Raw genomic sequence first — 26058 nt, forward strand, 5'->3', positions numbered from 1 at the left:
TGATGCACCGCTATCGCGAGCAAGCTCGCTCCCACAATGACGTGCTCGGCGTTAATCTGCACATCTTTTGCGCGCGGTAAGGCTTCATGACTGTTTTTTTCCGGTTCTCCCTGACCCTCGCCGTGTTGCTTTTGGCGGGCTGCGAACAACCTCCGGCCCCGGCCCTCGATCAACAGCTCTATATCTGGCAACGCCAATGGACAAAGGCTCATGAGCCGGCGCTGCGCCAAAGCCGGGGCGATTTTTCCACGCTGCGGGTACTGGCGTTGCAGGCTTTTCCCGGGGCGGGCTGGCGCCGTGCGCGGATCGACCCGGGCCTGCTCAAGGCGGATGGCCGTCCGCTGATCGCCGTGATTCGCCTGGACGGCCAGCTCAAGGCCTTGGACCAGGACGAGGTCATTGCGCAAATCCAGCAAGTGCTGGGCGATTGGCAAGCCCAGGGCCTGACCCCTGTGGGCGTTGAGATCGACCACGATGCTGGCAATGCACGGCTGCCGGCCTATGGAAACTTCCTCGGCCAACTGCGGCACAGCCTGCCGGCCAACTTGCGGCTCAGCATCACGGCACTACCGGCCTGGCTCGACAGCCCCGCATTGCCGGGATTGTTGGACGCGGTGGACAGTAGCGTGCTGCAGGTCCACGCGGTGAGCGATCCACGGCAAGGGCTGTTCGATCCGAAACAGGCCCGGCACTGGGCACAACGCTGGAGCGAGATCGCCACGCGGCCGTTTTATCTGGCCCTGCCAGCCTATGGCGTGGCGCTGCTGACCCAGGAGAGCGGCGTGCCGGTGGTGGAAAGCGAAGTGCCGATCGATCGTGGTGGCGAGCGTCGGGAGTTGCTGGCCGATCCGCAACAAGTGGCCGGGCTTGCGGCGGATTTGCGGGCTGATCCGCCGCAACATCTTGCGGGGCTGATCTGGTTTCGCCTGCCGCTGGCCGGCGACCGGCGAGCGTGGAGCTTGACCACGCTCGGCGCCGTCGCCCGGGGCGATCACCTGGACAGTCACCTGGCGTTGCAGTGGGGGGAGCAGGGCGGTTTGTACGATATCCGCCTGGTCAACCAGGGCAATCTCGATCGCCCCTGGCCCCAGCGCCTGACGCTGGCTGTCGGGGCGTGTGACGGCGTCGATGCCTTGGCCGGTTACACGTTGCAACAAACTCCCGGACTGCTTACCTTCACCCGCATTCAGGAAGGCCGCTTGGCGGCTGGCAGCCAACGGGCAATCGGTTGGGCGCGCTGTACGAAAATCGACCAAGGAGGTTTCAATGTTTACCCGTAAGTGGCCTCGTCACCTGCTGTGCCTGAGCCTGTGCCTGCCGCTGGGCCCGGCGCTGGCCTGCGGGCCGGATTTCCCGATGCGCCTGCTGGATAACCGCGCCCAGACGCTGGCGGAGTTGCCCGAAGGCAGCTTTCGCTTCGAGGTCAGCCGCCTCGGCCAGGCGCTTGCCGGGCTCAAGCCGGCCACCGAGGCGACGCGCAACCCGGACTACAGCTATGACGACCTGCCTTCCTACGTTGAACAACGTAACCAGGCCGAGCAGATTGGCCTGACCCCGCCGCAACAAGCGGTGGTGGAGCGCCTGCGGGCGTTGACCGATATCGACCAGGTGGCGGCCGAAGCGGCCAACCTGCCCGATGAACTGCGCCTGTATGCGCTCGGCGCGGCGGCTTTTAACGTCGGTGAGCATCAGCGCGCCGTGGAAGCGTTCCAGCAATTGCTGGCGTTACCGGCTGACCAGCGACGGTTGCGCAGCACCTGGGCCGCGTATTCCCTTGGGCGGGCATTGTTTGCCGTGAGCACCGAGGCGGGCAGCGGCGACCCTGTGGCCTTGCAGGATCAGGCGCGAGCGGCGTTTCGCCAGGCCCGGGAAATGAGCATCGCCGGGTTCAGCGATCCGCTGGAACTGGGCATCGCCAGCCTCGGCGAAGAAGCTCGGGTGGCCTACACCGCCGACGACTGGGACAGCGCCATCGGTCTGTACGCGATCCAGAACCTGCAAGGATCCCCGGTCGGCTACAGCTCGTTGCTGCAATTGGCACAACGCCTGAGCGTCGAGCCGGATGAACGCTTGAGCGAGTTGCTCAAGGCCAAAGCGGTGCAGCGACTGGTCACCGCCTACCTGCTCAGCCGCGTTGGCTGGTGGGACGGTGAAGAACCTTCGGGTGAGAAAAGGCTGGTCAAACTGTTGCAGACCAACGCCCGGGATAACCTGGATGATGCTGACCGTTTGGCGGCGGTGAGTTACCAGCACGGCGATTACGCCAACGCCCAGGCGTTTGTGCAAAAGGCTCCCGACACAGGCTTGGCCTGGTGGGTGCGCGCCAAGCTGGCCTTGCGCGACGGCGACAAGGTGGCCGCGGCGGCGGCCTATGCCAAGGCTGCCCAAGCGTTCCCGAAGGATGAATCCTGGGGCAGCCGGCGCACACCGGATTGGAATTACGAATCGGTGCAACCCAAGTGCCGGGTCGAAGGGGAAAGCGCAATCCTGGCCTTGCAGCGCGGTGATTACCTGCAAGCCTTCGATCAGCTCTATCGCGGCCAGAGCAACTATTGGTACGACGCTGCCGCCGTCGCCGAGCGGGTGCTCACAGTGGATGAGCTCAAGCAGTACGTCGACGCTCAAGTCCCGGCGCCACCGGCGTTGAGCCAAGAGGACCGGGACAACTACGTGCCGCTGCCGGTGGCCGCCAGCTTGCGCAATCTGCTGGGCAGGCGTTTGCTGAGGGAAGGGCGCTTTGATGAGGCGCCGGCTTATTTCGATAACCCGGACCTGCAGAACAAGGCCCGTGCCTATGGGCAATTGCGCCAGGACGCCGAGTCCAAATGGTGGCCAACCCGGCGCGCAGAGGCGTATTTCCATGCGTCGTGGATGGCGCGCAAATGGGGTATGGAACTGCTCGGTTATGAGATGGCGCCGGATTACGCCAGCCTGGGCGGCAATTACAGCCTGGAACCGGTCGAGCTGAACGTCGGGCCACTGGTGGCCGAAGGTGAAGTGCAACGCCAGCAGGCCAGCGTCGCGCAGCCGGACGTGCGTTATCACTATCGGTTTGTCGCCACGGCGCTGGCGAGCCAGGCGGCGGATTACCTGCCCCATACCAGCCAGGCGTTTGCGGCGGTGCTGTGCAAGGCGGTGGGGTACAACTCCAGCCTTGAAGAGCAAAGCGCGTTGTACCAGCGCTATGTGAAGGAAGGCCCGTACGTGGATTGGGCTGGGGATTTTGGTCATCAATGCCAGGAGCCGGACTTCGGCAAGGCGAACAAACGCTACGTGACCCAGGCCCTGGACCCGATCCGCTCGACGCTGCGACCTTACAAGGTTGGGCTGGAAGTGGGCGGGCTCGTGCTGGTGGTGGCAGTGGTGTTGGGGGTGATCAGTCGTCGGCGGCGTAAGGCCCGGATGTCAGCCTCCTGAGGTGAAGCACCCATTGTGGGAGCGAGCTTGCTCCCGCTTGGCTCTGTAGGAGCTGTGTAGGAGCTGTCGAGTGCAACGAGGCTGCGATCTTTCCCCAGACACTTGAGTCTCAAGCGAAAAATCAAAAGATCGCAGGCTTCGCCAGCTCCTACAGAGCCCAGCGGGAGCAAGCTTCCTCGCCACAAAAAAATGTTCACTTTAGCTTTGCATTGTTCCTACATCTGCGTCGCCATCCCCTCCACATCCATGGCCGCCTGGCGCAACGCCTCCGAACGGGTAGGGTGCGGGTGGCAGGTCAGGGCGATGTCCTCGGCCGAGGCGCTGAACTCCATGGCCACGCAGTACTCCCCGATCATCTCACTGACGCTCGGGCCCACCAGGTGCACGCCAAGGATTTCATCGGTGCGCTCATCGGCCAGGATCTTGGCGAATCCTTCGGTCTCGTGGTTGATCTTGGCCCGGCTGTTGGCCGTGAACGGAAACTTGCCGACCTTGTAGGCGCGGCCTTCGGCCTTGAGCTGTTCCTCGGTCTGGCCGACGCTGGCCAGTTCCGGGCGGGTGTAGATGACGCAGGGGATCAGTGCATAGTTGACCTCGGCGGCCTTGCCGGCGATCTGTTCGATGCAGGCCATGGCTTCGTCTTCAGCCTTGTGGGCCAGCATCGGTCCGGCCGTCACGTCGCCGATCACCCAGACGCCGGGTGCTTCGGTGCGGTGACGCTGGTTGGCGAGCATGCCGCGCTTATCGGTGCTCAACCCGACGTTCTCCAACCCCAGCCCTTGCGTGTAGGGGCGCCGACCGATGGCGACCAGCACATAATCGGCGTCCAGGGTCTGTGCTTCGCCGCCTGCCGCCGGTTCGATCTGCAGTTGCACGCCGCTGGCCGAGGTCGTGGCGCCGGTGACTTTCGAACTCAATTTGAACTGGATACCTTGTTTAGCCAAGGCTCGTTGCAAGGTCTTGCCGGCCTCGCCGTCCACACCCGGGCAGATGCGATCGAGGTATTCCACCACGGTCACCTGGGCGCCCAGGCGCCGCCAGACCGAGCCCAGCTCGAGGCCGATGACGCCAGCGCCGATCACCACCAGATGCCGGGGCACCTCACCCAGGGACAAGGCGCCGGTGGAGTCGAGGATGCGCTGGTTGTCGATGGTCACGCCTGGCAGCGGCATGGGTTCCGAGCCGGTGGCGATGACGATGTCCTTGGCGGTGAGTTCGGTCTTGCTACCATCGTCACCGGTGACGGTCACCTTGCCCGGCCCGTCGATGTGGCCCCAGCCTTTGATCCAGTCGACCTTGTTCTTGCGAAACAGAAACTCGATGCCCTTGGTCAGGCCCGTCACGCTTTCGTCTTTCTGCTTCATCATTTGCGCAAGATTGAGGGTAGGGCTGACCTCAATGCCCAAGTTGGCGAACTCCGTTCCCGCGGCCGCTTCGTATAGTTCTGAAGCGTGCAGCAAGGCCTTGGAGGGCATGCAGCCGACATTCAGGCAGGTGCCGCCCAGGGTGGCTCGACCTTCGACACAGGCGGCCGTCAACCCTAACTGCCCGGCCCGAATCGCCGCGTTATACCCGCCGGGTCCACCGCCCAGAATGACCACGTCGTAGTTGCTCATCGCTGTTCTCCCGCTTGGCCTGATAAAAAATTATGGGCGTAATATGAGCGCTTCCAGAGATTCCGGTCAAGGCTTAAGTCAAGAGGTCGGCGTGGGCCTTGTCATGAAGAATTCAAAACGGAAATTTCACAGGAATCGTTATAAGGTAACGGCCTATAACGAAGCGGCGGTGGCGTCTGCCCACAGGCCCGGATTTTGATCGCCACGAAAGCTGGGGTGGTATGCAAGTCGATCTAGATATCGAAGGGGCACAAGTGGCCGAATGGCCGCGTTTCCAGCGCGCGTCGTTTCAAGGGCGCCGCTTGAAGCTTATCGCCTGCGCCTTGGCAAGCGTGGCGGGATTGGGTCTGGTCCTGGCGTTTTTTATCGGGGTGTTTTCGCCGCAATCGCTGTGGCCAGTCTTGCTGGTCAGCCAAGGTGCGGGACTGTTGGTGCTGGTGGCGGGCTTGCAATCGGCCTGGTGGGTGACGCAATGGCGCAGCAGGGCGTTGTTGCCGGCTGTGGATAACCTGCCGGCGGAAAACGAGCCTGTTGATAACTTGGGGTGGTATGAGCGACTGCTGGACCGCATCGGTGCCCGTTCGGTCGGTCTGCTCAAGCAAATCGGTGCGCCCGCGTTGTGGCTGGCCGGTTGGGCCGTGCTGGTATTGCTGGGCCTTGAGCAAGCCTGGGACTTGCAATTGCCGGCTGCCGCCCTCGGTGTTTCGGCCAGTGTGGGGGCGGTGCTGTCGTTGTTGTTGGCGTTCGGGTTATTGGTGTTCGAGCGGCAATTGTCCCAGCAGCCCCCCGTGGAATGGCCGGAAGCGCCAGCGCTGGCGCAACTGACCCGGGTGGCGATCATCGTGCTGGTGCTTGGCGCCCTGTGCTTGCTGTTCGCCGCAGAAACGTCCATCTGGCCGGTGCGCCTGGCGGTGATGATGGGGCTGTTGCCCGGGCTGGTGGCGGCGGAGTTGTTGTTGCGCGCGGTGCTATCGTTGTTCATCCCGCGCCGGGACGCCCTGGAGCTGACGCTGCTGGGCCGCAGTGTCATCGCCGATCTGCTGCGCTGGCCGCCGCAACCGTGGCTGGCCTTGCAGCATGAACTGCATAACCGTTTCGGTATCGACCTGCGTCAGATCTGGGCCTTTAGCTACATGCGTCGGGCTTTTTTGCCGGTGTTGGCGTCAGTGGCGCTGGTGGGCTGGTTGCTGACAGGTGTGCACGAAGTGCCGCTGCAGGGGCGGGGCATCTATGAGCGCTTCGGTAAACCGGTAGAGGTGTTCGGTCCCGGCTTGCATGTCGCGTTGCCTTGGCCGTGGGGCAGGGTGCTCAATGTCGAGAATGGCGTTGTGCATGAACTGGCGGCCAGCGTCGCGCAGAGTCGTGCAGAGGTCGAGGCTGAACCGGCGGAGGGACCGGCACCGGCCATTGCCAATCGGTTGTGGGATGCCAGCCATGTGAACGACAAATCCCAGGTCATTGCCAGCCGTCGTGCCGACCAGCAGAGCTTCCAGATCGTCAACATGGATGTGCGTTTTGTCTATCGCATCGGCCTGACGGATGCCGCGGCGCTGGCGGCGACTTACAACAGCGCCGATGTGCCGACGCTGATCCGCAGCACCGCCAGCCGCATCCTGGTGCATGAGTTTGCTTCCCGTACGTTGGACGGTTTGTTGGGCGCCGACCGCGTGAGCCTGGCCGAGGAAATCGGTCGCGCTGTCCAGGCTGATCTGCAATCCCTCGACAGCGGTGTGGAAATCCTGGCGACGGTGGTGGAGGCGATTCATCCGCCGGCCGGTGCGGCCAATGCCTACCACGGCGTGCAGGCGGCGCAGATCGGCGCCCAGGCATTGATCGCCCGGGAGCGTGGCGCGGCGGCGGAACAGACCAACCAGGCGCAATTGCAAGCCAGCATCGCCCATGACCGGGCCAGTGCTACTGCGCGGGAAATCAACGCGACCGCCCAGGCTGCCGATTTGCGTTTCAACGCCGACCGCAAAGCCTACGCCACGGCGGGGCACGCTTTTGTGCTGGAACATTATTTGAGCCAACTGAGCCAGGGCCTCGGCAATGCCCAGTTGCTGATTCTCGATCATCGCCTGGGCGGTAGCGCCAACGCGCCGACCATCGACTTGCGAACCTTCACGCTGCCGGCCGACCCCGCGTCGCCGCGTAACCCTGTCCCGCCAGGAGCTGCCCATTGAGCCAGTCCTCTTCACACGGTCACCACGACCACGCCGGTCACGATCACGGCCATGCCGGTCATCACCATGGCCATCATCACCACCATCACGGCGACCCGCAGCAAGCCGGTCCGTTTCCTTGGCGGCGGATGGGCTGGGCGGTGTTGTTGGTGGCATTTGCCGTCGCGGCCGCGAGCCTGGTGCAAGTGCGGTCGGGGGAGGCCACGGTCATTACCCGTTTCGGCAATCCGGCCCGGGTGCTGCTGCAACCTGGCCTGGGGTGGCGCTGGCCGGCGCCGTTCGAGGCGGCGATCCCGGTGGACCTGCGATTGCGCACCACGTCCAGCGGCCTGCAGGATGTCGGTACCCGCGATGGACTGCGGATCATTGTCCAGGCCTACGTAGCCTGGCAGGTCCAGGGCGATCCGGACAACGTACAGCGTTTCATGCGCGCGGTGCAGAACCAACCGGACGAAGCTGCGCGGCAGATCCGTACATTTGTCGGCTCCGCGCTGGAAACCACGGCCGCCAGTTTTGACCTGGCGAGCCTGGTCAACACCGATGCCAGCCAAGTGCGCATCGCCGATTTCGAAGCGCAGTTGCGTCAGCAGATCGATCAACAGTTGCTCACCACGTACGGTGTACGAGTATTGCAAGTCGGTATCGAACGCCTGACGTTGCCATCAGTCACACTGACCGCAACGGTAGACCGCATGCGAGCCGAGCGCGAAACCATCGCCACCGAACGCACCGCCATCGGTAAGCGCGAAGCGGCGCAGATTCGTTCCGCCGCAGAACGTGATGCCCGCGTCGTGCAAGCCGATGCCACGGTAAAGGCCGCTGATATCGAGGCGCAATCCCGGGTAGACGCGGCCGAAATTTATGGTCGGGCATACGCCGGCTCTCCCCAGCTCTACAACCTGCTCCGTTCGCTGGACACCTTGGGCACCATCGTCAACCCAGGCACCAAGCTGATTTTGCGCACCGATGCCGCACCATTCCGTGTTTTGGTGGACGGTCCTGCTTCCATGGAAGGCAAAGGTGGAACACAACCATGAGTTTGGTTCCACGTGGAACAAATGGGTTATCCAGTCCGTGGATCCAGGCCGGGCGCCTGGCATTTCTGGCGCTTTACGCCGTCACGGTGTTGGCGGCGTTGGCCTGGGTCTTTTCCAACGTGCGCCAGATCGACCCGCAGAATCGTGCGGTGGTGTTGCACTTCGGCGCCTTGGATCGTATCCAGAATGCCGGCCTCTTGCTGGCTTGGCCGCGTCCCGTGGAACAAGTGATCCTGCTGCCAGCAGCGGATCGGGTGCTCGATCGGCGGGTGGAAAATCTGCTGCGCTCGGACGCGGCCTTGCAGGCTGATCGTGTGGCCAGTTTCGCCACGCCGGTCAGCGATGCGTTGGCCGGTTCTGGTTATTTATTGACCGGTGATGCTGGCGTGGTGCAACTGGATGTGCGGGTGTTCTATAAAGTCACGGACCCTTACGCTTTCGTCTTGCAAGGTGAACATGTCCTGCCGGCACTGGACCGACTGGCGACCCGCAGTGCCGTGGCCCTGACTGCGGCCCGGGACCTGGATACCATCCTGGTGGCTCGCCCCGAACTGATGGGCAGTGACAACCAGGCGGCCGAGCGCCGCGAACGCTTGCGAGGCGATCTGGTTCAGGGGCTTAACCGACGCCTGGCTGACCTGGCGGCGACGGGGCAGGGGCTGGGTATCGAAGTGGTGCGGGTCGACGTGCAATCGAGTCTGCCCGGGCCGGCGGTGAGTGCTTTCAATGCGGTACTGACCGCCAGCCAGCAGGCCGACAAAGCCGTGGCCAACGCCCGGACCGAAGCGGAAAAACTCACCCAGGTCGCCCGCCAGGACGCTGACCGTACCGTGCAAGTCGCCCATGCCCAGGCCAGCGAGCGGCTCGCCAAGGCTTCGGCCGACACAGCCACGGTGCTCGGGCTGGCGAAGACCCAGGGCAGCGATCCGCAAATGCTGCTGCGCCTGTATCGCGAACGCATGCCTGCCATCCTTCGCCAGGCCGGTTCAGTGACCACGGTCGACCCGAAAGACGATTCTCGGCTGATCATCCAGGGAGCCGGCCAATGACCGCTCGAACGCCTGCTGTACCGATGTTGTCCTCGGCGGAGCAACGCATCGCCGCCCGACAACTGACCTTGGCGATGCTCGCTCTCGGCTTGCTCGCGTTGGGCCTGGCCTGGCGCGGCTGGTCGCCGGAGCAGAGCGGTGTCAGCCAACTGCTGTTGGGGTTCGCCTCGCTGTTGGTGGCGGTCCCGGTGATGCGTTCGGCCTGGTACAGCTTGCGGTATCCAAGCCTGCACGGAATCACTGACCAACTGATCGCCCTGGCGATGCTCGGCGCCTGGGCCACCGGCGATCTGCTGACCGCGGCGTTGCTGCCGATCATCATGATCTTCGGCCATGTGCTGGAAGAGCGCAGTGTCATAGGCTCCCAAGAGGCGATCCATGCCCTTGGCCAACTGACCCGCAGCCAAGGTCGCAAGGTACAGGCCGACGGCTCGATCATTGATGTCGACAATGCGACGCTCCAGGCCGGCGATATCGTGGAGGTGCGCGCCGGTGACCGGGTGCCGGCCGATGGTCGGGTGTTGTCCGGCCAGGCCAGCCTCGACACCGCGCCCATCACCGGTGAGTCGGTGCCGCTGGAGGCGATGGTTGGCACGGAAGTCTTCGGTGGTGCGATCAACCTCGATGGCCTGCTGCGCCTGGAGGTGACCCGAACCGGCGAAGCGTCCACCTTGGGCAAGGTCATCGCCCTGATGCAAAACGCCGAACGCTCCAAGCCACCCATCACCCGTTTGCTGGAACGCTACGCCGGCAGTTACCTGGTATTGGTGTTGTTGCTGGCGGCAGTGACCTGGTTCGTAACCAACGATGCCCAGGCGATGTTGGCGGTATTGGTGGCGGCGTGTCCCTGCGCGTTGGTGCTGTCGGCGCCGGCCACCGCCATTGCCGGGATCGCGGTGGCGGCGCGCCACGGGATCCTGATCCGCAGCTCGGCTTTCCTGGAGGAACTGGCGGACCTGACCTCGTTGGTCGTCGACAAGACGGGCACCTTGACCTATGGCGTGCTGCGTCTGCAATCCATCGAACCTGCCCAGGATGCTCATGCATCGTTGCTGCTGCCGTTGGCTGCCAGCCTCGGTTCGGCCAGCAGCCATCCGGTTAGTCGTGCCTTGGCGGGGCTGGTGGAACAGGACAATTGCCTGCCCCTGACGGAGATTCGTGAGCGCCAGGGGCTGGGTGTGGTCGCGATGACGGCTCAGGGCGAAGCGGCCCTCGGTCGGCCGGAGTTGTTTGCCCAGCTAGGCATTCAAACCCTGGCGGTCCCTGAGCACGACGGCCCGATTGCCGGTCTGGCGCTGGATGGGCAGTTCCTCGCCTGGCTGCTGTTGGCCGACAGCGTGAAGCCGGAGGCACAGGTGGCCATGGCCGAGCTGCGCGAGTTGGGTCTGGGCCGTCAGTTGCTGTTGACCGGCGACCGCCAGAGTGTGGCCACGACCCTGGCCCGGGATGTCGGCATCGGCGATGTGCAAGCCCAGGCCCTGCCGGAAGACAAACTCAAGCGGGTCATGGCTGAAATCGAGCATGGGTTCCGCCCTATGGTGGTGGGCGACGGCATCAATGATTCCCTGGCACTCAAGGCCGGGGTGGTGGGCGTTGCCATGGGGGCAGGTGGTGCAGATATCGCCCTGGCGTCAGCAGACATCGTGCTGATCGGCAGCGACCTGCGGCGCCTCGGCACCTGCGTGCGGCTGAGTCGCCAGTGTCGGCGCACGTTGCAGGTCAACGTGATCATTGGCCTGGGCTGGACGTTGGCCATCGTTGCCTTTGCCGCCTTCGGCTGGCTTGGCGCAGCGGGGGCGATGATCGCTGCGCTGCTGCACAATCTCAGTACCCTGCTAGTGTTAGGTAATGCCGGGCGCTTGCTGCGGTTCCAGGAGCCACTGCTCAAGATCCAAGCGAAGGGCACCGTTGGGTAGGGTCAGCGAACTGCGCGCTGTACTTGCAGTCTGCTATTGGAGAGGGCGTGCCAGCGCAGAAGTTACCTGCCACAGGGAGTGATTTGGGACAGCGATAGAAAAAGGCTATAAATTCGATAGCCTGCTATTTTTCTAGCATGGTCTACCCTCATTTCAGACGTCTGAAACAAGGGGGGATTTTCCATGCTCGCGCAACTTCCACCGGCCTTACAGAATCTGCATTTACCGCTTCGGCTGCGGCTCTGGGATGGCCATGAATTTTCACTGGGGGCCGACCCCAGCGTCACGATTGTGGTCAAGGACCCACAAATGGTCGCGCAATTCACCCACCCCAGCCTGGACGCATTGGGGGCGGCGTTTGTCGAAGGCAAACTGGAACTCGAAGGCCCGATCCACGAAGTCATTCGGGTCTGCGATGAGTTGAGCCAGGCCTTGGTCGAGGACGATCCCGACAACCAGCCGGTGCGCTCGCTCCACGACAAGGAAACCGACGCCAAGGCGATCTCTTACCACTACGATCTTTCCAACGCGTTTTATCAGCTATGGCTCGACAGCGACATGGCTTATTCCTGTGCCTATTTCGAGACAGGCAGCGAAACCCTCGAGCAGGCCCAGCAAGCCAAGTTCCGCCATCTGTGTCGCAAGCTGCGATTGCAACCGGGTGACTACCTGCTGGATGTCGGTTGCGGATGGGGCGGCCTGGCGCGTTATGCCGCACGGGAGTTTGGTGCCAAGGTCTTCGGCATTACCCTGAGCAAGGCGCAGCTGATGCTGGCCCGGGAGCGGGTCAAGGCCGAAGGCCTGGAGGATCAGATCGAGTTGCAACTGCTGGATTACCGCGACCTGCCCCAGGACGGTCGCTTCGACAAAGTGGTCAGCGTGGGTATGTTCGAGCATGTCGGCCACGCCAACCTTGCGCAGTACTGCAAGACGTTGTTCGGCGCCGTGCGCGAGGGTGGACTGGTGATGAACCATGGCATCACTGCCAAGCACACCGACGGGCGTCCGGTCGGTCGCGGCGCGGGCGAGTTTATTGAGAAGTACGTATTCCCCAACGGCGAGCTGCCGCACCTGTCGATGATTTCCGCGCAGATCAGTGAAGCGGGGCTGGAGATCGTCGATGTGGAAAGCTTGCGCATGCACTATGCACGCACACTCGATCATTGGAGTGAGCGCCTGGAGGACAACCTCGAGGCAGCGTCGAAGGAAGTGTCGGAGCAGGCATTGCGGATCTGGCGCCTATACCTGGCCGGCTGCGCCTACGCGTTCGCCAAGGGTTGGATCAATCTGCACCAGATCCTGGCGGTGAAGGCCCATGCCGACGGTAGCCATGAGCTGCCGTGGACCCGCGACGACATCTACACGCCTTAGAGAATCGGGGAAATAAGCCGGGCGATCCGCATGCCGACCTTCTGCAGGCGGTGGGTCTCCCGGCTTTCCTGTTTGTCGATTTCCTGGGCCTGGGCGAAGTCCTCTTCAAGCATTTGCTCGACCTCACTGGCGAACGGGATATCCACGGTGAGCAGCATGACTTCGAAGTTCAAGCGGAACGAACGGTTGTCCAGGTTCGCACTGCCAATGGCGCTGATTTCCCGGTCGATCAACACCACTTTCTGATGCAGGAAGCCCGGCCCGTAACGGAACATCCGCACACCGGCCCGTACCGCTTCAAACGCGTACAGGCTGGACGCTGCGTAGACGATCTTGTGGTCGGGCCGCGAGGGCAGCAGGATGCGCACATCCACGCCGCGCAGCACCGCCAGGCGCAAGGCTGCGAACACCGCTTCGTCGGGGATGAAGTAGGGTGTGGTGATCCAGACGCGTTCGCTGGCGGCGTGAATGGCCTCGACGAAAAACAGCGAGCAGGTTTCATAGGCGTCGGCCGGGCCGCTGGCCAGCAACTGGCAAAGCACGCCGTCGTCCGGGTAGCTGTCCGGCAGGATCAGCGGGGGCAGGGAACGGGCCGCCCAGAACCAGTCTTCGGCGAACGACTCTTGCATACTCGCCACCACCGGCCCGCACACTTGCACATGGGTGTCGCGCCACGGCGCCAAGGGTGGTTTATCGCCCATGTATTCGTCACCGACGTTGTGCCCGCCGACGAACCCTTGCACGCCATCCACCACCACGATCTTTCGATGGTTGCGAAAGTTGACCTGGAATCGGTTGAGCCAGCCGCTGCGGGTGGCGAACGCTTTTACGTGGACGCCTCCGTCGCGCAAGGCTTGCACGTAGCGGTGGGGCAGGGAGTGGCTGCCAATGCGGTCATAGAGCAGGTACACGGCCACGCCTTCGGCGGCTTTCTTCAAGAGCAGCGTGTGCAGGCGTTGACCGAGGCGGTCGTCATGGATGATGAAGAACTGGATCAGCACGGCCTCTCGTGCCTGCTCGATGGCCTGGAAAATCGCCTCGAACGTGGCGTGGCCGTTGACCAGCAAACGCACCTGATTATTGGCCAGGCACGGTGTGCGTCCCAGTTTCGGCATGGCCCGTAACGAGGCATAGGCCTGGGAGGCGCGGGCGGTCAGGGCTTCTTCGACCCAGGGGCGCCAGTTCAACTCGGAGATTGCCTTGCGCATTTCTTCGTTGGCTTGCCGGCGCGCCTTGATGTAACCATCGAACGTGCTGCGGCCGAACACCAGATAAGGAATCAACGTCAGGTAGGGAATGAAGGTCAGCGACAGGGCCCAGGCAATCGAGCCCTGGGCGGTGCGCACCGTCAGCACGGCGTGGACGGCGGCAATGGAACCCAGGGTGTGGAGCAGCGCGATCAGGTAACCGAAAACATGCGGGCCGAAATAATCCATGGGGCAGCCTTGCTCCTGAAGTTTCAATGCTTAACAGACCATGTTCCGTGACGAATGTCGCTATTTAATTCACCGGTTCAGGCCCTGAACCGAAGCCCGTGGACGGCGTCTAACGGCCACTTGTCCTCTGGAGTTCGTGTAATGAATGTTCGTCTGCTGGGTGTGGCCTTGGCGATGGGTTTGTCGGTTCCGATGGCGGCTCAGGCGCAGATGCTCCAGCCGGGTTTGTGGGAATTGACCACCAGCAATATGAAGGTCGATAACCAGAACCTGCCGGACCTGCAACTGATCCTTGGCCAGTTGCAAACCCAGATGACCCCGGAGCAACGGGCGATGCTGGAAAAGCAGGGGATTACCATGGGGGGTAAAGGCATTCGCGTGTGCCTGACCCCGGCGCAGGTGCAAACCAATGACATTCCGCTGCAAGACCCGCAATCGGGTTGCAAGCAGCAGATCACCGAGCGCACCGGCAATCAGTGGAAGTTTCGCTTCAGTTGCCCGAAAGCCCAGGGTAATGGGGTCGCGACATTCCAGAGTGATCGTGAATTCACCACCAAGGTCAACGGCACGTTCAATGCCACCGGCATCCAGCAGAACGGTAGCCTCGACACTCGCGCGGTCTGGCTGGGGCAGGATTGCGGGACGGTCAAGCCGAGGGCTTGAAGCTCATTTGAAGTAATCGCTTGGTGAGCCTGTGGGAGCCAAGCATTGCTCGCAATGCAGACAATTCGGTGAGTCGCCAAGGACGTCACTGTTCATCGCGGACAGCCTTGCTCCCACACATGCTCTAAGGCCGGTTCAGCGCCTCGTACAACGTATTGAGGTTGTATTCGAACAGGCCGGTGAACGTGCTCGCCGGTCCGCTGGCGGCGAGTGCGTCGGAGTACAGCGTGCCGCCGATGTGAGCGCCGCTCTCTTCGGCAATCTGCTTGAGCAGGCGCGCGTCCTTGATGTTTTCCATGAACACCGCTTTGACTTTCGCCTGACGGATCTGGGTAATCAGCGCCGCGACTTCTGCCGCCGACGGCTCACGTTCGGTGGATAACCCTTGGGGTGCCATGAACTCGATGCCATAGGCCTGGCCCAGGTAACCGAATGCATCGTGGGACGTCACGATCTTGCGATTACCGGCAGGCAATGCGCCGAGCTTGGCCTTGGCTTCGGCGAGTAGGGCGTAGATTTTCTTCAGGTATGCCTGGCTGTTGCGTTCGTAGTCGGCCTTGTTGGCCGGGTCGGCGGCTTCCAGTGCCTTGGTGATGTTGCTGACATACAGCTCGGCGTTCGCCAGGTTGTGCCACGCATGCGGGTCGGGGATGGTCTCTCCGTCCTCATCCAGTGAGCGCGGGATGACGCCACGGCTGGCGCTGATCACCGGGGCACTGGTTTCGGTGCTGGTCACCAGGCGGTCCAGCCACGGCTCGAAGCCCAGGCCATTCTTGATAATCAGTTTTGCCTTGAGCAACGCCTTGGCGTCGTCTGGGGTGGGTTCGTAGGTGTGAGCATCGGCGTCCGGCCCGACCATGTTGGTGACTTGAATATGCTCACCACCGACCTGTCGGGTCATGTCGGCGAGGATGCTGAAGCTGGTCACCACCTGGAGTTTTTCGGCGGCGGACAGGGACATGGACAGCATCAGACTGATTAGCACGAGCAGTACGCGCATCGGGAAACACCTCATTGGGATGTGAGCAAGGGCGGGCGGCGCAGCAAACCGTGCACCGGCCCGAATACCACCGACAGCAGATACGACACGCCCGCCACCAGAACGATGGACGGTCCGCTGGGCAGTGAGTAATAGAACGACAACAGCAGGCCAAGCCAAACCGAGAGGCAACCGAGCAGCGCGGCGATCAGCATCAGCAGCGGCAGGCGACGGCTCCAGAATCGCGATGCGGCGGCTGGTAGCATCATCAGGCCGACCACCATCAACGCGCCGATGGCCTGGAAACCGATCACCAGGTTTAGTACCACCAAGGTCAGGAATACGCCGTGGGCCAACGGGCCGAGACGACTGACGGTTTGCAGGAACAGTGGGTCTAGGGTATCGAGCAGCAGCGGTCGATAAATCAACGCCATCGCTACCAGGCTGGCGCCGGAAACCCACAGCATGCCGTTGAGTGTGGGGCCGTCCACCGCCAAGGCCGAGCCAAACAGCAGGTGCAGCAAGTCCAGGCGTTTGCCGGCCATGCCGAGGATCAACACGCCGGCCGCCAGGGAGATGGGATAAATCGCCGCGAGGCTGGCGTCCTCTCGTAGGCCAGTGCGCCGGGTAATCCAGGCGGCGAGCCCGGCCATGCTCAGGCCCGCGCCCAGGCCGCCCAAGGTCAAGGCCGGCAGGCTCAGCCCGGCAAACCAGAAGCCCAGGGCGGCACCGGGCAGTATGCCGTGAGCCACGGCGTCACCGATCAGGCTCATGCGCCGAAGAATCAGGAACACACCCAGCGGCGCCGTGCTGCACGCCAACACCAGGCCGCCCAGCAGGGCCCGACGCATGAAGACGAACTCTTGGAAGGGTTGCCAGAAATGCGTGGCCGCGAGCATCAGGCCACCCACGCATGGGGTTGTTGGGCGATCAAATCGACACTGCGGCCCAGCATGCAACCGGTGTTTTTGATCAGCAGCGTATGGGGGACATGTTGACGTACCGCTGCCAGGTCATGACACACCACTACGAGGGTTCTGCCTGCTGCGTGCCAGCGATGGATGTGTTTCCACAGTAGCGCCTGGCCTTGTTCGTCGAGGGCGGCGTGGGGTTCGTCGAGCAACAGCAAGGGCGCTTCGGCCAGGCTCAGGCGAGCGAGCAGGGCGCGTTGCAGCTCGCCTCCCGACAGCGCCATGAGCGGGCGCTGCTCAAGGCCGCTCAGTGCCCAATCGTCCAGTACGGTCTGCAGCAACTGTCTACGCGTGGCTGGCGTGTGGCGATTGCCCCAAGACCCGGCCGCCACCAGGTCTTGCAAGTTGATGGGAAATTGCCGATCCAGATGTTGCTGCTGGGGCATGAACGAGACGCCACCACGTCGTGGAACATTCAAGGTGACTTTGCCGGCCAGCGGCTTTTGCAGCCCTGCGAGTACTTTCAACAGGCTGCTTTTTCCCGAGCCGTTGGCACCGATGATGGCGGTGAGGCTGCCCGCCGGTCGCTCCATGGCGAGGGGCGGTGTGAGGGGTTGTCCGGGTGCACCCCAGCGCAGTGCTTGGCAGTCGATCATGATGGCTCCCGGGTCCAGCGGCTTTGCGCCACGGCGTCATGGGCATGAAGGCTTTCGGCATGAACGACGCGTACATCCAGGGCGGTGATCTCCGATGAGCGGGCCAGGACCGTGCTCAATCGTCGCGCGGCGTCTTCGCAGAACATCAGGTTTTGTCCGTTGGCCAGGGCGAAGGCTTGTTCATCGGCGCGTTTCACGGCGGTCTGCACGGCGGTGCCGAGGGCTGCTTCGGCTTGGTTGATGAATGACTGCAGTGGTAATTCGTCGACAGCGGTGTCCAGACGCAAGGTCAAGGTTGCCGTGCTGCGCTGGCTATGAGGGGTGGCGACAATGCCGTTCGATGAGCCCAGCCAGGCGAGAATTTCGGCATGCTCAAGTTTCTTGTTAGCAAAGTCGTCGACAAATTGCTGTTGGATCAACTGCCGGGCAAGGGCTGCGGAACAAGGGCAAGTCGAGGAATAGGGGATCTGAATTTTCAGTTCCACGTGGAACATTGTGTTTTTCAACTGAGCTTCGATGCTCACCGGATAACCTTTCCAGCCTGCCAATGGGCTGATTAACGCCGGACGTTTGAGCAGTAGATTGGTATGCACGCTGAGCGAAGCCGCATGGGATAAGCCTTCATGGCTATCAAGAAATTGCTTCAGGATTCGGCGCAATAGCGCTGGAGAAAGTGGTGTCTCTTCCAGCAATCCCAGCGCCAGATATAAGCGCGACATATGAATGCCACGCGCTTCGCTGTCGTCGAGGCTGACACCGGCATCGGCCGTTGCGCTGAGACGTTGACCGTCAATCAACACCGGCGTTGCGATGCCACACATGCCTACCCAATCAAGGGGCAGGGTTTGACGTGAAACCTGCGCAGCCACGTCGGGCAACGTTAACGCATTCATGGTCAAGGCCCATCGAAGGTTAAAATTAGATGTTATAGTATAACGGTTAATTTTAAGAAGCCTTTTCCATGAAAGGAGTTTCATCTCCCTGAATGTTCACGTTCCACGTGAAACATTAACGCGATGAATCCTGGCACCCGTTCATGCGCCCGCATGTAAATGCGCCGTTGCTGCCGCCCGAGCTGGAAAAACGATTGAGGGTGGTCCAGCCCACACGCCGGCTGTATCCAACCCAACTTTCTCCATCCGACGCCAGTCCGGTAAAGAACGTGAGCTGACCGTAACGGCTGTTCGTTTGCGCCCAATAGCGGCGACTGGCCGCTTCAAAACCGCGTAAATAAAGAGTGTTTCCAGCCGTCGCAACGCTATAGGCGTTGCCTTGTATATCCACGCACGCCAGCAAATTCGCGCTACGGGTGCAGTTTGCCAAGAGCGGACTCTGGGCAGCAGCGCCTAACGCCCACAGCAACAGCAGGCCCGCAAAAACAAATTTCAGAGGATTGCGCATGGATGGATCTCAGACGAATGAGGAGCGGCGGGGCTGGTTGAACTGTGTTGTTATACTATAACATAAAAACAACCAAGCCCTGGAAACGAGCCGTGATCGAAGCGGCCGCCCGATGAGGATATACCTGATGCCCAATCGTCTTCCCGTCACCGTACTTTCCGGATTCCTCGGTGCCGGTAAAAGCACACTGCTCAATCACGTCCTGCGTAATCGCGACAACCTGCGGGTTGCTGTGATCGTCAACGATATGAGCGAGATCAACATCGATGGCAGCGAAGTCCAGCGAGATGTCACCCTGAGTCGTTCCGAAGAGAAACTGGTGGAAATGAGCAACGGTTGCATCTGCTGCACGTTGCGTGAGGACTTGCTCGAAGAAGTCGGGCAACTCGCCAGGGAAGGGCGTTTCGACTACCTGCTGATCGAATCCACCGGTATTTCCGAACCGCTGCCAGTGGCGGAAACCTTCACGTTTCGCGATGAAGAGGGCCGAAGCCTGGCCGATGTGGCGCGACTCGATACCCTGGTCACGGTGGTCGATGGGGTGAATTTTCTGCGGGATTACCAGGCCGCCGAAAGCCTGGCGTCACGGGGCGAAACCCTGGGTGAGGAGGATGAGCGCTCGATCACCGATCTGCTGATTGAACAAATCGAGTTTGCCGACGTGGTTCTGATCAGCAAGATCGATCTGATCAGTCAGCATGAGCGGGAAGAGTTGACCGCGATTCTGCAGCGTCTCAACGCCCAGGCGCAGATCATTCCGATGGTCATGGGGCAGGTGCCACTGGGCAGAATCCTCGACACAGGCCTTTTCGACTTCGAACGCGCCGCCCAGGCACCTGGCTGGCTACAGGAACTGCGCGGTGAGCACGTGCCAGAAACCGAGGAATACGGCATCGCCTCGACTGCTTATCGGGCTCGCCGGCCGTTTCATCCCCAGCGGTTCTTCAACTTCATCGACCGGCCGTGGCCCAATGGCAAACTCCTGCGCTCCAAGGGGTTCTTCTGGCTGGCCAGCAAACCTGAGGAGGCGGGCAGTTGGTCCCAGGCTGGCGGCTTGATGCGACATGGCTTCGCCGGGCGCTGGTGGCGGTTCGTGCCGAAAAACCAATGGCCACAGGATGAAGAGAGCGCAGCGGCGATCATGAAGAACTGGCTGGCTGCCACAGGCGATTGCCGTCAGGAGCTGGTCTTCATTGGTCAGGACATTGATTTTGGCCAACTCGCCGCTGAATTGGACGCTTGCCTGCTCACCGATGCGGAAATGGCCCTCGGGATCGAAAATTGGCGCTTGTTGCCGGATCCGTTCGGGCCGTGGCATGAAGAGGTTGCAGCGTGATGCTGGCGCCCAGTCTGAAACGCGCGACACAGGTACGGCAGGTCCAAGGTGATACGCCAGGGGTATTCACGCGGATCCTGGACGACGGCATCAACCTGGCGGTCTGGCAGCGTCAGCTTCCCGCACACATCAGCGATTTTGCGGCCATGGTGCTGGCGATGGACCAGCCGCTGGCTGAATCACGGGTGCTCGATTTGCCAGAGGAAGACACCCAGCCAGCGCTGCACGGTCTGGCCGCAGGTTTCAGCGACCTGCAGGGCTATGAGGGTTTTATCGCCGATGTTTCCTGGCTGGTCTGTGCGTTTGCCTGCCTGTTGGGCGCGCAACGTGTCGGTCTGCGTCTGCGCACGCTGGACAAGGCCATGTGCCCGCGCTTCCACGTTGACCACGTACCGGTACGGCTGTTGACCACTTATGCGGGCGTCGGCAGCCAGTGGCTCAAGGAAGAAGCCATGGATCGCCGGCACCTGGCACAGCCTGAGGCCGAGCCGGTTGATCCGCGCGTGATCCAGCAGTTTGGTTGCGGTGATGTCGGCTTGCTTAAAGGCGAGAAATGGCACGGTAATGAGGGATCTGGCCTGATCCATCGCTCGCCTGCGCCCGCCCCGGGAGAGCGTCGCCTGATTCTCACGCTGGATTGGCTGGCTTAGGGCTTGAGCCAGGTGCCTTGGCTTTGCCCTTCGCAAAATGGCTGCAGGTACGCGGCATCGGTCGCCACACCGTAATAGTGAATATCCTGGGGGTAAGGCATATTGGCGACCTGGGCGTTGCTGCAAACGCCGAACGCGCCGCCAGGGCATTGATCGACGTAGTGCACCTCGACCTTCTGGCCGGCAAGGTTTGGCTGGCAGAAGCCATCGGCAAACAGTTTCTGTGGAATGCTGCGGTTCTGTTGGCAGACTTTCACATCGAGTCGCTCCGCCTGGCTGTGAACCACGCAGGCCTGGGCCAGCGCCTGGTCCGACGTCAGTGCCAGTAACAACCAGCCGATCAATCGCATGTTCACCTCCATCGAAAGCCGTCGATTATGTTGCAGCACATTCCTACCCATGTCATCGCCGGCCCTTTGGGCGCCGGCAAGACCAGCCTGATCAGGCATCTGCTGGCCCAGCGACCGGCCAATGAACGCTGGGCGGTGCTGATCAACGAGTTCGGCCAGATCGGCCTGGATGCCGCGCTGCTGACCCAGGCTGGCGATGGTATCGCACTGGGCGAAGTGGCCGGCGGCTGCTTGTGCTGCGTCAATGGCGCGCCGTTTCAGATCGGTCTTGGGCGTTTGCTGCGCAAGGCCCGGCCGGATCGGCTGTTCATCGAACCCTCGGGCCTGGGTCATCCGGCACAGTTGATGCGGCAACTGAGTGAAGCGCCATGGCTCGGTGTGCTCGCGGTACAACCCTGTGTGTTGGTGTTGGATGCCAGGGCGATGGCGGACGGCAAACCCTTGCCCGAAGCGCAGCGACAAACCCTGGCGGATACCGGACTGCTGGTGCTGAACAAATCCGAGAGCCTCACGCAGGCCGATCGCGAACGGGTGACAGCGCAACTGTCAGGGGCAGCGTTGTACTGGACGCAACAAGCGGCATTACCGCTCGATCGATTGCCAGGCCTCGCGGCTCAGGGCAGTGGGTCTGTGGATAACGTGAACCTGCCCAAGAGCCTGGGCCAGATCCCGGCCATCTGGACCGACCCGACGCAACCCATCTGCCTGTATCAGCAGCAGGACGGAGGCTGGAGTATCGGCTGGCGCTGGCACCCAAGCCAACGATTCGACGCAGCGGCGCTCGCGCGATGGCTACAAGACCAGGGCTGGAAACGGGCGAAGATGGTTATCCACAGCCGCGACGGTTGGGTTTCAGCCAATGCGTTGGAGGGGGCGGCCCTGGGGTGGCAAACCAGCGAGTGGCGCCAGGATTCTCGGATCGAGCTGATTTTCGATCAGCCGCAAGATGTCGATCGCCTGAAAGCCGGTCTGGTGAGTTGTCGATGTTCCTGAATCAGCCTTGTTTCAAGGCTTCCACTTGTTGTGTTCCTGGCGCCACTGGCTCAATTCGATGACTTCGGCCCTGGGCCTGGTCTGGACCGGTTCGATGGGCGTTGGCGGTGTTTCTTCGAAGGGCATCGGGTAGGGCGCCAGCTCTATATGTGCGCTGTGGGCCCCAAATTGGGTGATGGTGCCCGAATGGCGGCTTTCGCCGGTGACGGTGAACTCGAAGGTGTAGACGCGAGCCAGGCGTCGTCGACCATTGGCGTCCTTCACGAAGCCGATTTTTTTCAGCGCCACGTTGCCGTCCAGCAGCTCGATCTTGAGGTTGGCGCAATGCTGCATGACCCTCGCCAACGCCCGTTCGCGCAAGCCATGGTTGTGCCACAGCCAGGCGCCGCCGGTAGCCAGTAGCATCAGCACGAAGATGTTTCCAAGGGTCAGCATGAACGAAGTGCTCCAACAAGTTGCTGTCAGCTTAACTGTCTCGCCGGTCTGTCGTACAGGCTGTGTTTAGTCGCATACTGCGCGGCTTGAATTTCAATCGTTTTACGGAAACTTCCCGCATGAAACGTACGCCTCATCTGCTTGCCATTCAGTCCCACGTGGTGTTCGGTCACGCTGGCAATAGCGCCGCGGTGTTTCCGATGCAGCGGGTCGGCGTGAACGTCTGGCCGCTCAATACCGTGCAGTTTTCCAATCACACCCAGTACGGCCAATGGACCGGTGAGGTGCTGGCGCCAGAGCAGATACCTGCATTGGTGGAAGGCATTGCAGCTATCGGTGAGCTGGGGCATTGCGATGCGGTGTTATCCGGTTACCTGGGCAGCGCGGCTCAGGGGCGGGCGATTCTGACGGGCGTGGCGCGGATCAAGGCCGCCAACCCCAAGGCGCTGTACCTGTGCGACCCGGTCATGGGGCACCCTGAGAAGGGCTGCATCGTGGCACCCGAGGTGAGCGAATTTCTCCTGGAAGAAGCCGCTGCCGTGGCAGACCTCATGTGCCCGAACCAACTGGAGCTGGACAGTTTTTCGGGGCGCAAGGCGCAGTCATTGCTGGACTGCCGGGCAATGGCCCGCGCGTTGCTGGCCCGTGGCCCGAAGGCGGTGCTGGTCAAGCATCTGGCCTACCCCGGCAAACCCGATGGCAGTTTCGAAATGCTGCTGGTGACCGCCGATGGCAGTTGGCACCTGCGTCGTCCATTGTTGGCTTTCCCGCGCCAGCCGGTGGGGGTGGGCGACCTGACGTCGGGCTTGTTCCTGGCGCGGATTCTGCTGGGGGACAGTTTGGTCGCGGCGTTCGAATTCACCGCCGCGGCGGTGCACGAAGTGCTGCTGGAGACCCAGGCCTGCACCAGCTATGAGTTGGAACTGGTCCGCGCCCAGGACCGGATCGCCCATCCACGGGTGCGGTTCGAGGCTGTGCCAATCAGCCTCTGATCGCCCCTGTGGAATGCTGCAAATCCCTGTGGGAGCGAGCTTGCTCGCGATGAGGCCACCACATTCAACTCGATGCTGGCTGTGACATCGCCATTGCGAGCAAGCGCCCTTCCACCGTTGATTTTCGGCGGCCGATTAAGGCCCGTCCGCCTTGATCTCCTGGTAGCGCCTCTCCAGTTCCTGGCGGATCTGCCGACGTTGCTGGGCTTGTTCGTAGCGGCGTTTTTCTTCGCTGTTTTGCGGCTGCAAGGGCGGCACGGTCGCGGGCTTGCGTTGGTCATCCACCGCAACCATGGTGAAGAAGCAACTGTTGGTGTGGCGCACCGAGCGTTCGCGAATGTTTTCGGTCACGACTTTGATGCCCACTTCCATCGACGTGTTGCCGGTGTAGTTCACTGAGGCCAGGAAGGTCACCAGTTCGCCGACATGAATCGGCTCACGAAAGATGACCTGGTCGACCGACAGGGTCACCACGTAGCGTCCTGCGTAGCGGCTGGCGCAGGCATAGGCGACTTCGTCGAGGTATTTGAGCAAGGTGCCGCCATGGACATTGCCAGAGAAGTTGGCCATATCGGGGGTCATCAACACCGTCATCGACAGCTGGGCGTTTCCGGGTTCCATAACGTACTCACGGTTCAAGGCAGTCATTCGGGAGTGCACCTCTGCGGGTGCTGGGGAGTGGCCTGCGAACAGGTCACCAGGTTTTAAAAACCACCGATATCGGGACGCTGCGCCTGTGGTTGCCGTCACGCGCCGATGGATCTGTTTCCATATATTGCACCGTCTTTTTGTCGGAAGTCGCGGTGTTACCCTTCAAAAGCCCGTTGCGAGGGCAATTCCTACAGAGGAAACGGATTTCTCCAGCTCTGCAGTGAGTCATTTTGAACAGGGAGCCCCGACATGCATGCCATCAGTTTCATCCAGGATTTGGCGATCATCATGATGGCGGCGGGGTTGGTGACCGTACTCTTTCATCGTTTCAAACAACCGGTGGTATTGGGCTACATCGTGGCCGGCTTCATCATTGGTCCGCATACGCCACCGTTCGGCTTTATCCATGACGAAGACACGATCAAGACCCTGGCCGAGCTCGGGGTGATCTTCCTGATGTTTTGCCTGGGCCTGGAATTCAGCCTGCGCAAACTGTTCAAGGTCGGCGCCACGGCCTTCATCGCGGCGTTCCTCGAAATTGTGCTGATGATCTGGATCGGCTACGAAATCGGCCGCTGGTTCGACTGGAGCACCATGGACTCGCTGTTCCTCGGTGCCATCCTGGCCATTTCGTCCACCACGATCATCGTCAAGGCGCTCAACGACCTGAAGATGAAAAACGAGCGCTTCGCCCAGCTGATTTTCGGGGTGTTGATCGTCGAGGACATCCTGGGCATTGGCATCATCGCCTTGCTATCGAGCATTGCCGTCAGCGGCACCGTGAGCTCCGGCGAGGTATTTTCCACCGTCGGCAAGTTGTCGCTGTTCATGATCGTCGCGTTGGTCATCGGCATTCTGCTGGTGCCGAGGGTGCTGGCCTACGTGGCGAAGTTCGACAGCAACGAAATGCTGCTGATTACCGTGCTCGGCCTGTGTTTCGGCTTCTGCCTGCTGGTGGTGAAACTGGAATACAGCATGGTGCTCGGGGCGTTCCTGATCGGTGCGATCATGGCCGAGTCCCGGCAACTGCTGAAGATCGAGCGCCTGGTGGAGCCGGTGCGTGATCTGTTCAGCGCGATCTTCTTCGTCGCCATCGGGTTGATGCTCGATCCGGCGATACTGCTGCAGTACGCCTGGCCGATTGCCGTGATCACGGGCGCAGTGGTGCTCGGTAAGATGTTGTCCTGCGGCCTCGGTGCCTTTATTGCGGGCAACGATGGACGCACCTCGCTGCGCGTAGGGATGGGGCTTTCGCAGATCGGCGAGTTTTCCTTCATCATCGCGTCGTTGGGGATGACCCTGCAGGTCACCAGCGATTTCCTCTATCCAGTCGCGGTCGCCGTCTCGGTGTTGACCACTTTGCTGACGCCGTACCTGATCCGGGCCGCCGACCCGCTGTCCGTGAAGTTGGCGACGGTCATGCCCCAGCGCCTGACGCGGGTGCTGGGGATGTACGGCGAATGGCTGCGTAGCATCCAACCCCAGGGTGAAGGGGCGATGGTGGCGTCGATGATCCGGCGAATTTTGCTGCAGGTCGGCGTCAATCTGGCGCTGGTGATTGCGATTTTTGTCTCGGGTGGTTTTTTCGCCGAGCGGATGTCGGCTTACCTGCAAGCATGGATCAGCGACCCGAGCTGGCAGAAAGCACTGATCTGGGGTGGGGCGTTGCTGCTGTCGCTGCCGTTCCTGATCGCCGCGTACCGCAAGCTCAAGGCGCTGTCGATGCTGTTGGCGGAGATGGGCGTGAAGCCGGAGATGGCTGGGCGCCACACCCAGCGTGTGCGTCGGGTGATCGCAGAAGTGATCCCGATTCTCTCGCTGCTGGTGATTTTCCTGCTATTGGCAGCCTTGTCGGCCAGCATTCTGCCGACCAACAAGGTGCTCGTACTGATCGCCGTGGTGGCGACTGCCGTGGCGGCGCTGCTCTGGCGCTGGTTCATCCGCCTGCATACGCGGATGCAGGTGGCCTTGCTTGAAACCCTGGACAACCACAAGGAGTCGTCCGGGCATTGACCG

At 61.8% G+C, this 26058-nt stretch carries 23 protein-coding genes; 13 read left to right on the forward strand and 10 right to left on the reverse strand.

The genetic code is table 11. The features are described 5' to 3' along the window. Positions 1-86 precede the first annotated feature (86 nt). Together BLP82_RS12785 and BLP82_RS12790 are read left to right on the forward strand one after the other, a co-directional pair. Entirely contained in the window at positions 87-1280 is a 1194-nt protein-coding gene (locus BLP82_RS12785; RefSeq protein ID WP_092168224.1) for a DUF3142 domain-containing protein, read from the forward strand. Continuing rightward, positions 1267-3417, forward strand: a complete 2151-nt coding sequence (locus tag BLP82_RS12790) for a tetratricopeptide repeat protein (protein ID WP_092168227.1) — start codon at positions 1267-1269, stop codon at positions 3415-3417. Before BLP82_RS12785 ends, BLP82_RS12790 begins: the two co-directional genes overlap by 14 nt. A 215-nt stretch (positions 3418-3632) precedes the next feature. Here the strand turns inward: BLP82_RS12790 and lpdA are convergent, their stop codons facing one another. Further along, on the reverse strand, positions 3633-5033 hold the full coding sequence (gene lpdA / locus BLP82_RS12795) for a dihydrolipoyl dehydrogenase (protein WP_092168230.1): 1401 nt from the start codon (positions 5031-5033) through the stop codon (positions 3633-3635). Positions 5034-5254: 221 nt separating this feature from the next. On the opposite strand from lpdA, the gene BLP82_RS12800 reads away from it, so the two are divergent. From BLP82_RS12800 to cfaB, 5 genes are all read left to right on the forward strand, one after another. Further along, entirely contained in the window at positions 5255-7216 is a 1962-nt protein-coding gene (locus BLP82_RS12800; RefSeq protein WP_092168233.1) for a protease modulator HflK, read from the forward strand. Next, positions 7213-8253, forward strand: coding sequence for a protease modulator HflC (gene hflC, locus BLP82_RS12805; RefSeq protein ID WP_092168236.1), 1041 nt, complete (start codon positions 7213-7215; stop codon positions 8251-8253). Before BLP82_RS12800 ends, hflC begins: the two co-directional genes overlap by 4 nt. Continuing rightward, a complete protein-coding gene (hflK, locus tag BLP82_RS12810) occupies positions 8250-9302 on the forward strand; it encodes a protease modulator HflK (protein WP_092168239.1) in 1053 nt (350 codons plus the stop codon). Before hflC ends, hflK begins: the two co-directional genes overlap by 4 nt. Then, positions 9299-11218 (forward strand): heavy metal translocating P-type ATPase, encoded by a 1920-nt coding sequence (locus BLP82_RS12815; RefSeq protein ID WP_092168242.1) that lies wholly within the window; start codon positions 9299-9301, stop codon positions 11216-11218. The genes hflK and BLP82_RS12815 overlap by 4 nt, the downstream gene beginning before the upstream one ends. Positions 11219-11401: 183 nt before the next feature. Continuing rightward, positions 11402-12589, forward strand: a complete 1188-nt coding sequence (gene cfaB / locus BLP82_RS12820) for a C17 cyclopropane fatty acid synthase CfaB (protein ID WP_092168245.1) — start codon at positions 11402-11404, stop codon at positions 12587-12589. Here the strand turns inward: cfaB and cls are convergent. Continuing rightward, a complete protein-coding gene (gene cls, locus BLP82_RS12825) occupies positions 12586-14025 on the reverse strand; it encodes a cardiolipin synthase (RefSeq protein WP_092168248.1) in 1440 nt (479 codons plus the stop codon). The genes cfaB and cls overlap by 4 nt on opposite strands. A gap of 141 nt (positions 14026-14166) precedes the next feature. Here cls and BLP82_RS12830 point away from each other — a divergent pair, with 141 nt between their 5' ends. Next, positions 14167-14688 carry a DUF3617 domain-containing protein gene (locus BLP82_RS12830; protein WP_060739953.1) on the forward strand — a complete coding sequence of 174 codons (522 nt, stop codon included), beginning with the start codon at positions 14167-14169 and terminating at the stop codon, positions 14686-14688. A 124-nt stretch (positions 14689-14812) separates the two neighbouring features. Here the strand turns inward: BLP82_RS12830 and BLP82_RS12835 are convergent, their stop codons facing one another. The 5 genes from BLP82_RS12835 to BLP82_RS12855 form a co-directional block, all read right to left on the reverse strand. Beyond that, positions 14813-15688: a metal ABC transporter substrate-binding protein gene (locus BLP82_RS12835; RefSeq protein WP_092168251.1), complete on the reverse strand. Its 876-nt coding sequence runs from the start codon at positions 15686-15688 to the stop codon at positions 14813-14815. Positions 15689-15699: 11 nt separating this feature from the next. Further along, a complete protein-coding gene (locus tag BLP82_RS12840) occupies positions 15700-16566 on the reverse strand; it encodes a metal ABC transporter permease (RefSeq protein ID WP_092168254.1) in 867 nt (288 codons plus the stop codon). Then, positions 16566-17234 (reverse strand): metal ABC transporter ATP-binding protein, encoded by a 669-nt coding sequence (locus tag BLP82_RS12845; RefSeq protein ID WP_092168257.1) that lies wholly within the window; start codon positions 17232-17234, stop codon positions 16566-16568. The genes BLP82_RS12840 and BLP82_RS12845 overlap by 1 nt, the downstream gene beginning before the upstream one ends. Beyond that, positions 17231-18127, reverse strand: a complete 897-nt coding sequence (folE2, locus tag BLP82_RS12850; protein ID WP_092168260.1) for a GTP cyclohydrolase FolE2 — start codon at positions 18125-18127, stop codon at positions 17231-17233. Before folE2 ends, BLP82_RS12845 begins: the two co-directional genes overlap by 4 nt. 115 nt (positions 18128-18242) lie before the next feature. After that, on the reverse strand, positions 18243-18635 hold the full coding sequence (locus BLP82_RS12855; protein WP_092168263.1) for a glutamine synthetase: 393 nt from the start codon (positions 18633-18635) through the stop codon (positions 18243-18245). Between the two features lie 127 nt (positions 18636-18762). Here BLP82_RS12855 and zigA point away from each other — a divergent pair, with 127 nt between their 5' ends. Together zigA and BLP82_RS12865 are read left to right on the forward strand one after the other, a co-directional pair. Further along, positions 18763-19971 carry a zinc metallochaperone GTPase ZigA gene (zigA, locus tag BLP82_RS12860; protein ID WP_092168266.1) on the forward strand — a complete coding sequence of 403 codons (1209 nt, stop codon included), beginning with the start codon at positions 18763-18765 and terminating at the stop codon, positions 19969-19971. After that, positions 19971-20621 carry a DUF1826 domain-containing protein gene (locus BLP82_RS12865; RefSeq protein ID WP_092168269.1) on the forward strand — a complete coding sequence of 217 codons (651 nt, stop codon included), beginning with the start codon at positions 19971-19973 and terminating at the stop codon, positions 20619-20621. Before zigA ends, BLP82_RS12865 begins: the two co-directional genes overlap by 1 nt. Here BLP82_RS12865 and BLP82_RS12870 read toward each other — a convergent pair. After that, the gene (locus BLP82_RS12870) at positions 20618-20971 is read right to left on the reverse strand and encodes an NADH:ubiquinone oxidoreductase (protein ID WP_092168272.1); all 354 of its coding nucleotides are present in this window, start codon (positions 20969-20971) and stop codon (positions 20618-20620) included. The genes BLP82_RS12865 and BLP82_RS12870 overlap by 4 nt on opposite strands. Positions 20972-20998: 27 nt before the next feature. Here BLP82_RS12870 and BLP82_RS12875 point away from each other — a divergent pair, with 27 nt between their 5' ends. Beyond that, positions 20999-21964: a CobW family GTP-binding protein gene (locus tag BLP82_RS12875; RefSeq protein ID WP_092168275.1), complete on the forward strand. Its 966-nt coding sequence runs from the start codon at positions 20999-21001 to the stop codon at positions 21962-21964. 12 nt (positions 21965-21976) lie between these two features. Here the strand turns inward: BLP82_RS12875 and BLP82_RS12880 are convergent, their stop codons facing one another. Further along, entirely contained in the window at positions 21977-22399 is a 423-nt protein-coding gene (locus BLP82_RS12880) for a DUF3301 domain-containing protein (RefSeq protein WP_092168278.1), read from the reverse strand. 119 nt (positions 22400-22518) lie between these two features. Here BLP82_RS12880 and pdxY point away from each other — a divergent pair, with 119 nt between their 5' ends. Continuing rightward, entirely contained in the window at positions 22519-23391 is an 873-nt protein-coding gene (gene pdxY, locus BLP82_RS12885; RefSeq protein WP_092168280.1) for a pyridoxal kinase PdxY, read from the forward strand. Positions 23392-23526: 135 nt separating this feature from the next. Here the strand turns inward: pdxY and BLP82_RS12890 are convergent, their stop codons facing one another. After that, positions 23527-24012, reverse strand: coding sequence for an acyl-CoA thioesterase (locus tag BLP82_RS12890; protein ID WP_060739964.1), 486 nt, complete (start codon positions 24010-24012; stop codon positions 23527-23529). A 279-nt stretch (positions 24013-24291) separates the two neighbouring features. On the opposite strand from BLP82_RS12890, the gene BLP82_RS12895 reads away from it, so the two are divergent. Beyond that, positions 24292-26055 (forward strand): cation:proton antiporter, encoded by a 1764-nt coding sequence (locus BLP82_RS12895; RefSeq protein WP_092168283.1) that lies wholly within the window; start codon positions 24292-24294, stop codon positions 26053-26055. Positions 26056-26058 lie beyond the last annotated feature (3 nt).

This window comes from Pseudomonas sp. NFACC37-1, from assembly GCF_900101575.1.
In the GTDB taxonomy this organism is placed as follows: Bacteria; Pseudomonadota; Gammaproteobacteria; order Pseudomonadales; family Pseudomonadaceae; genus Aquipseudomonas; species Aquipseudomonas fluorescens_AA.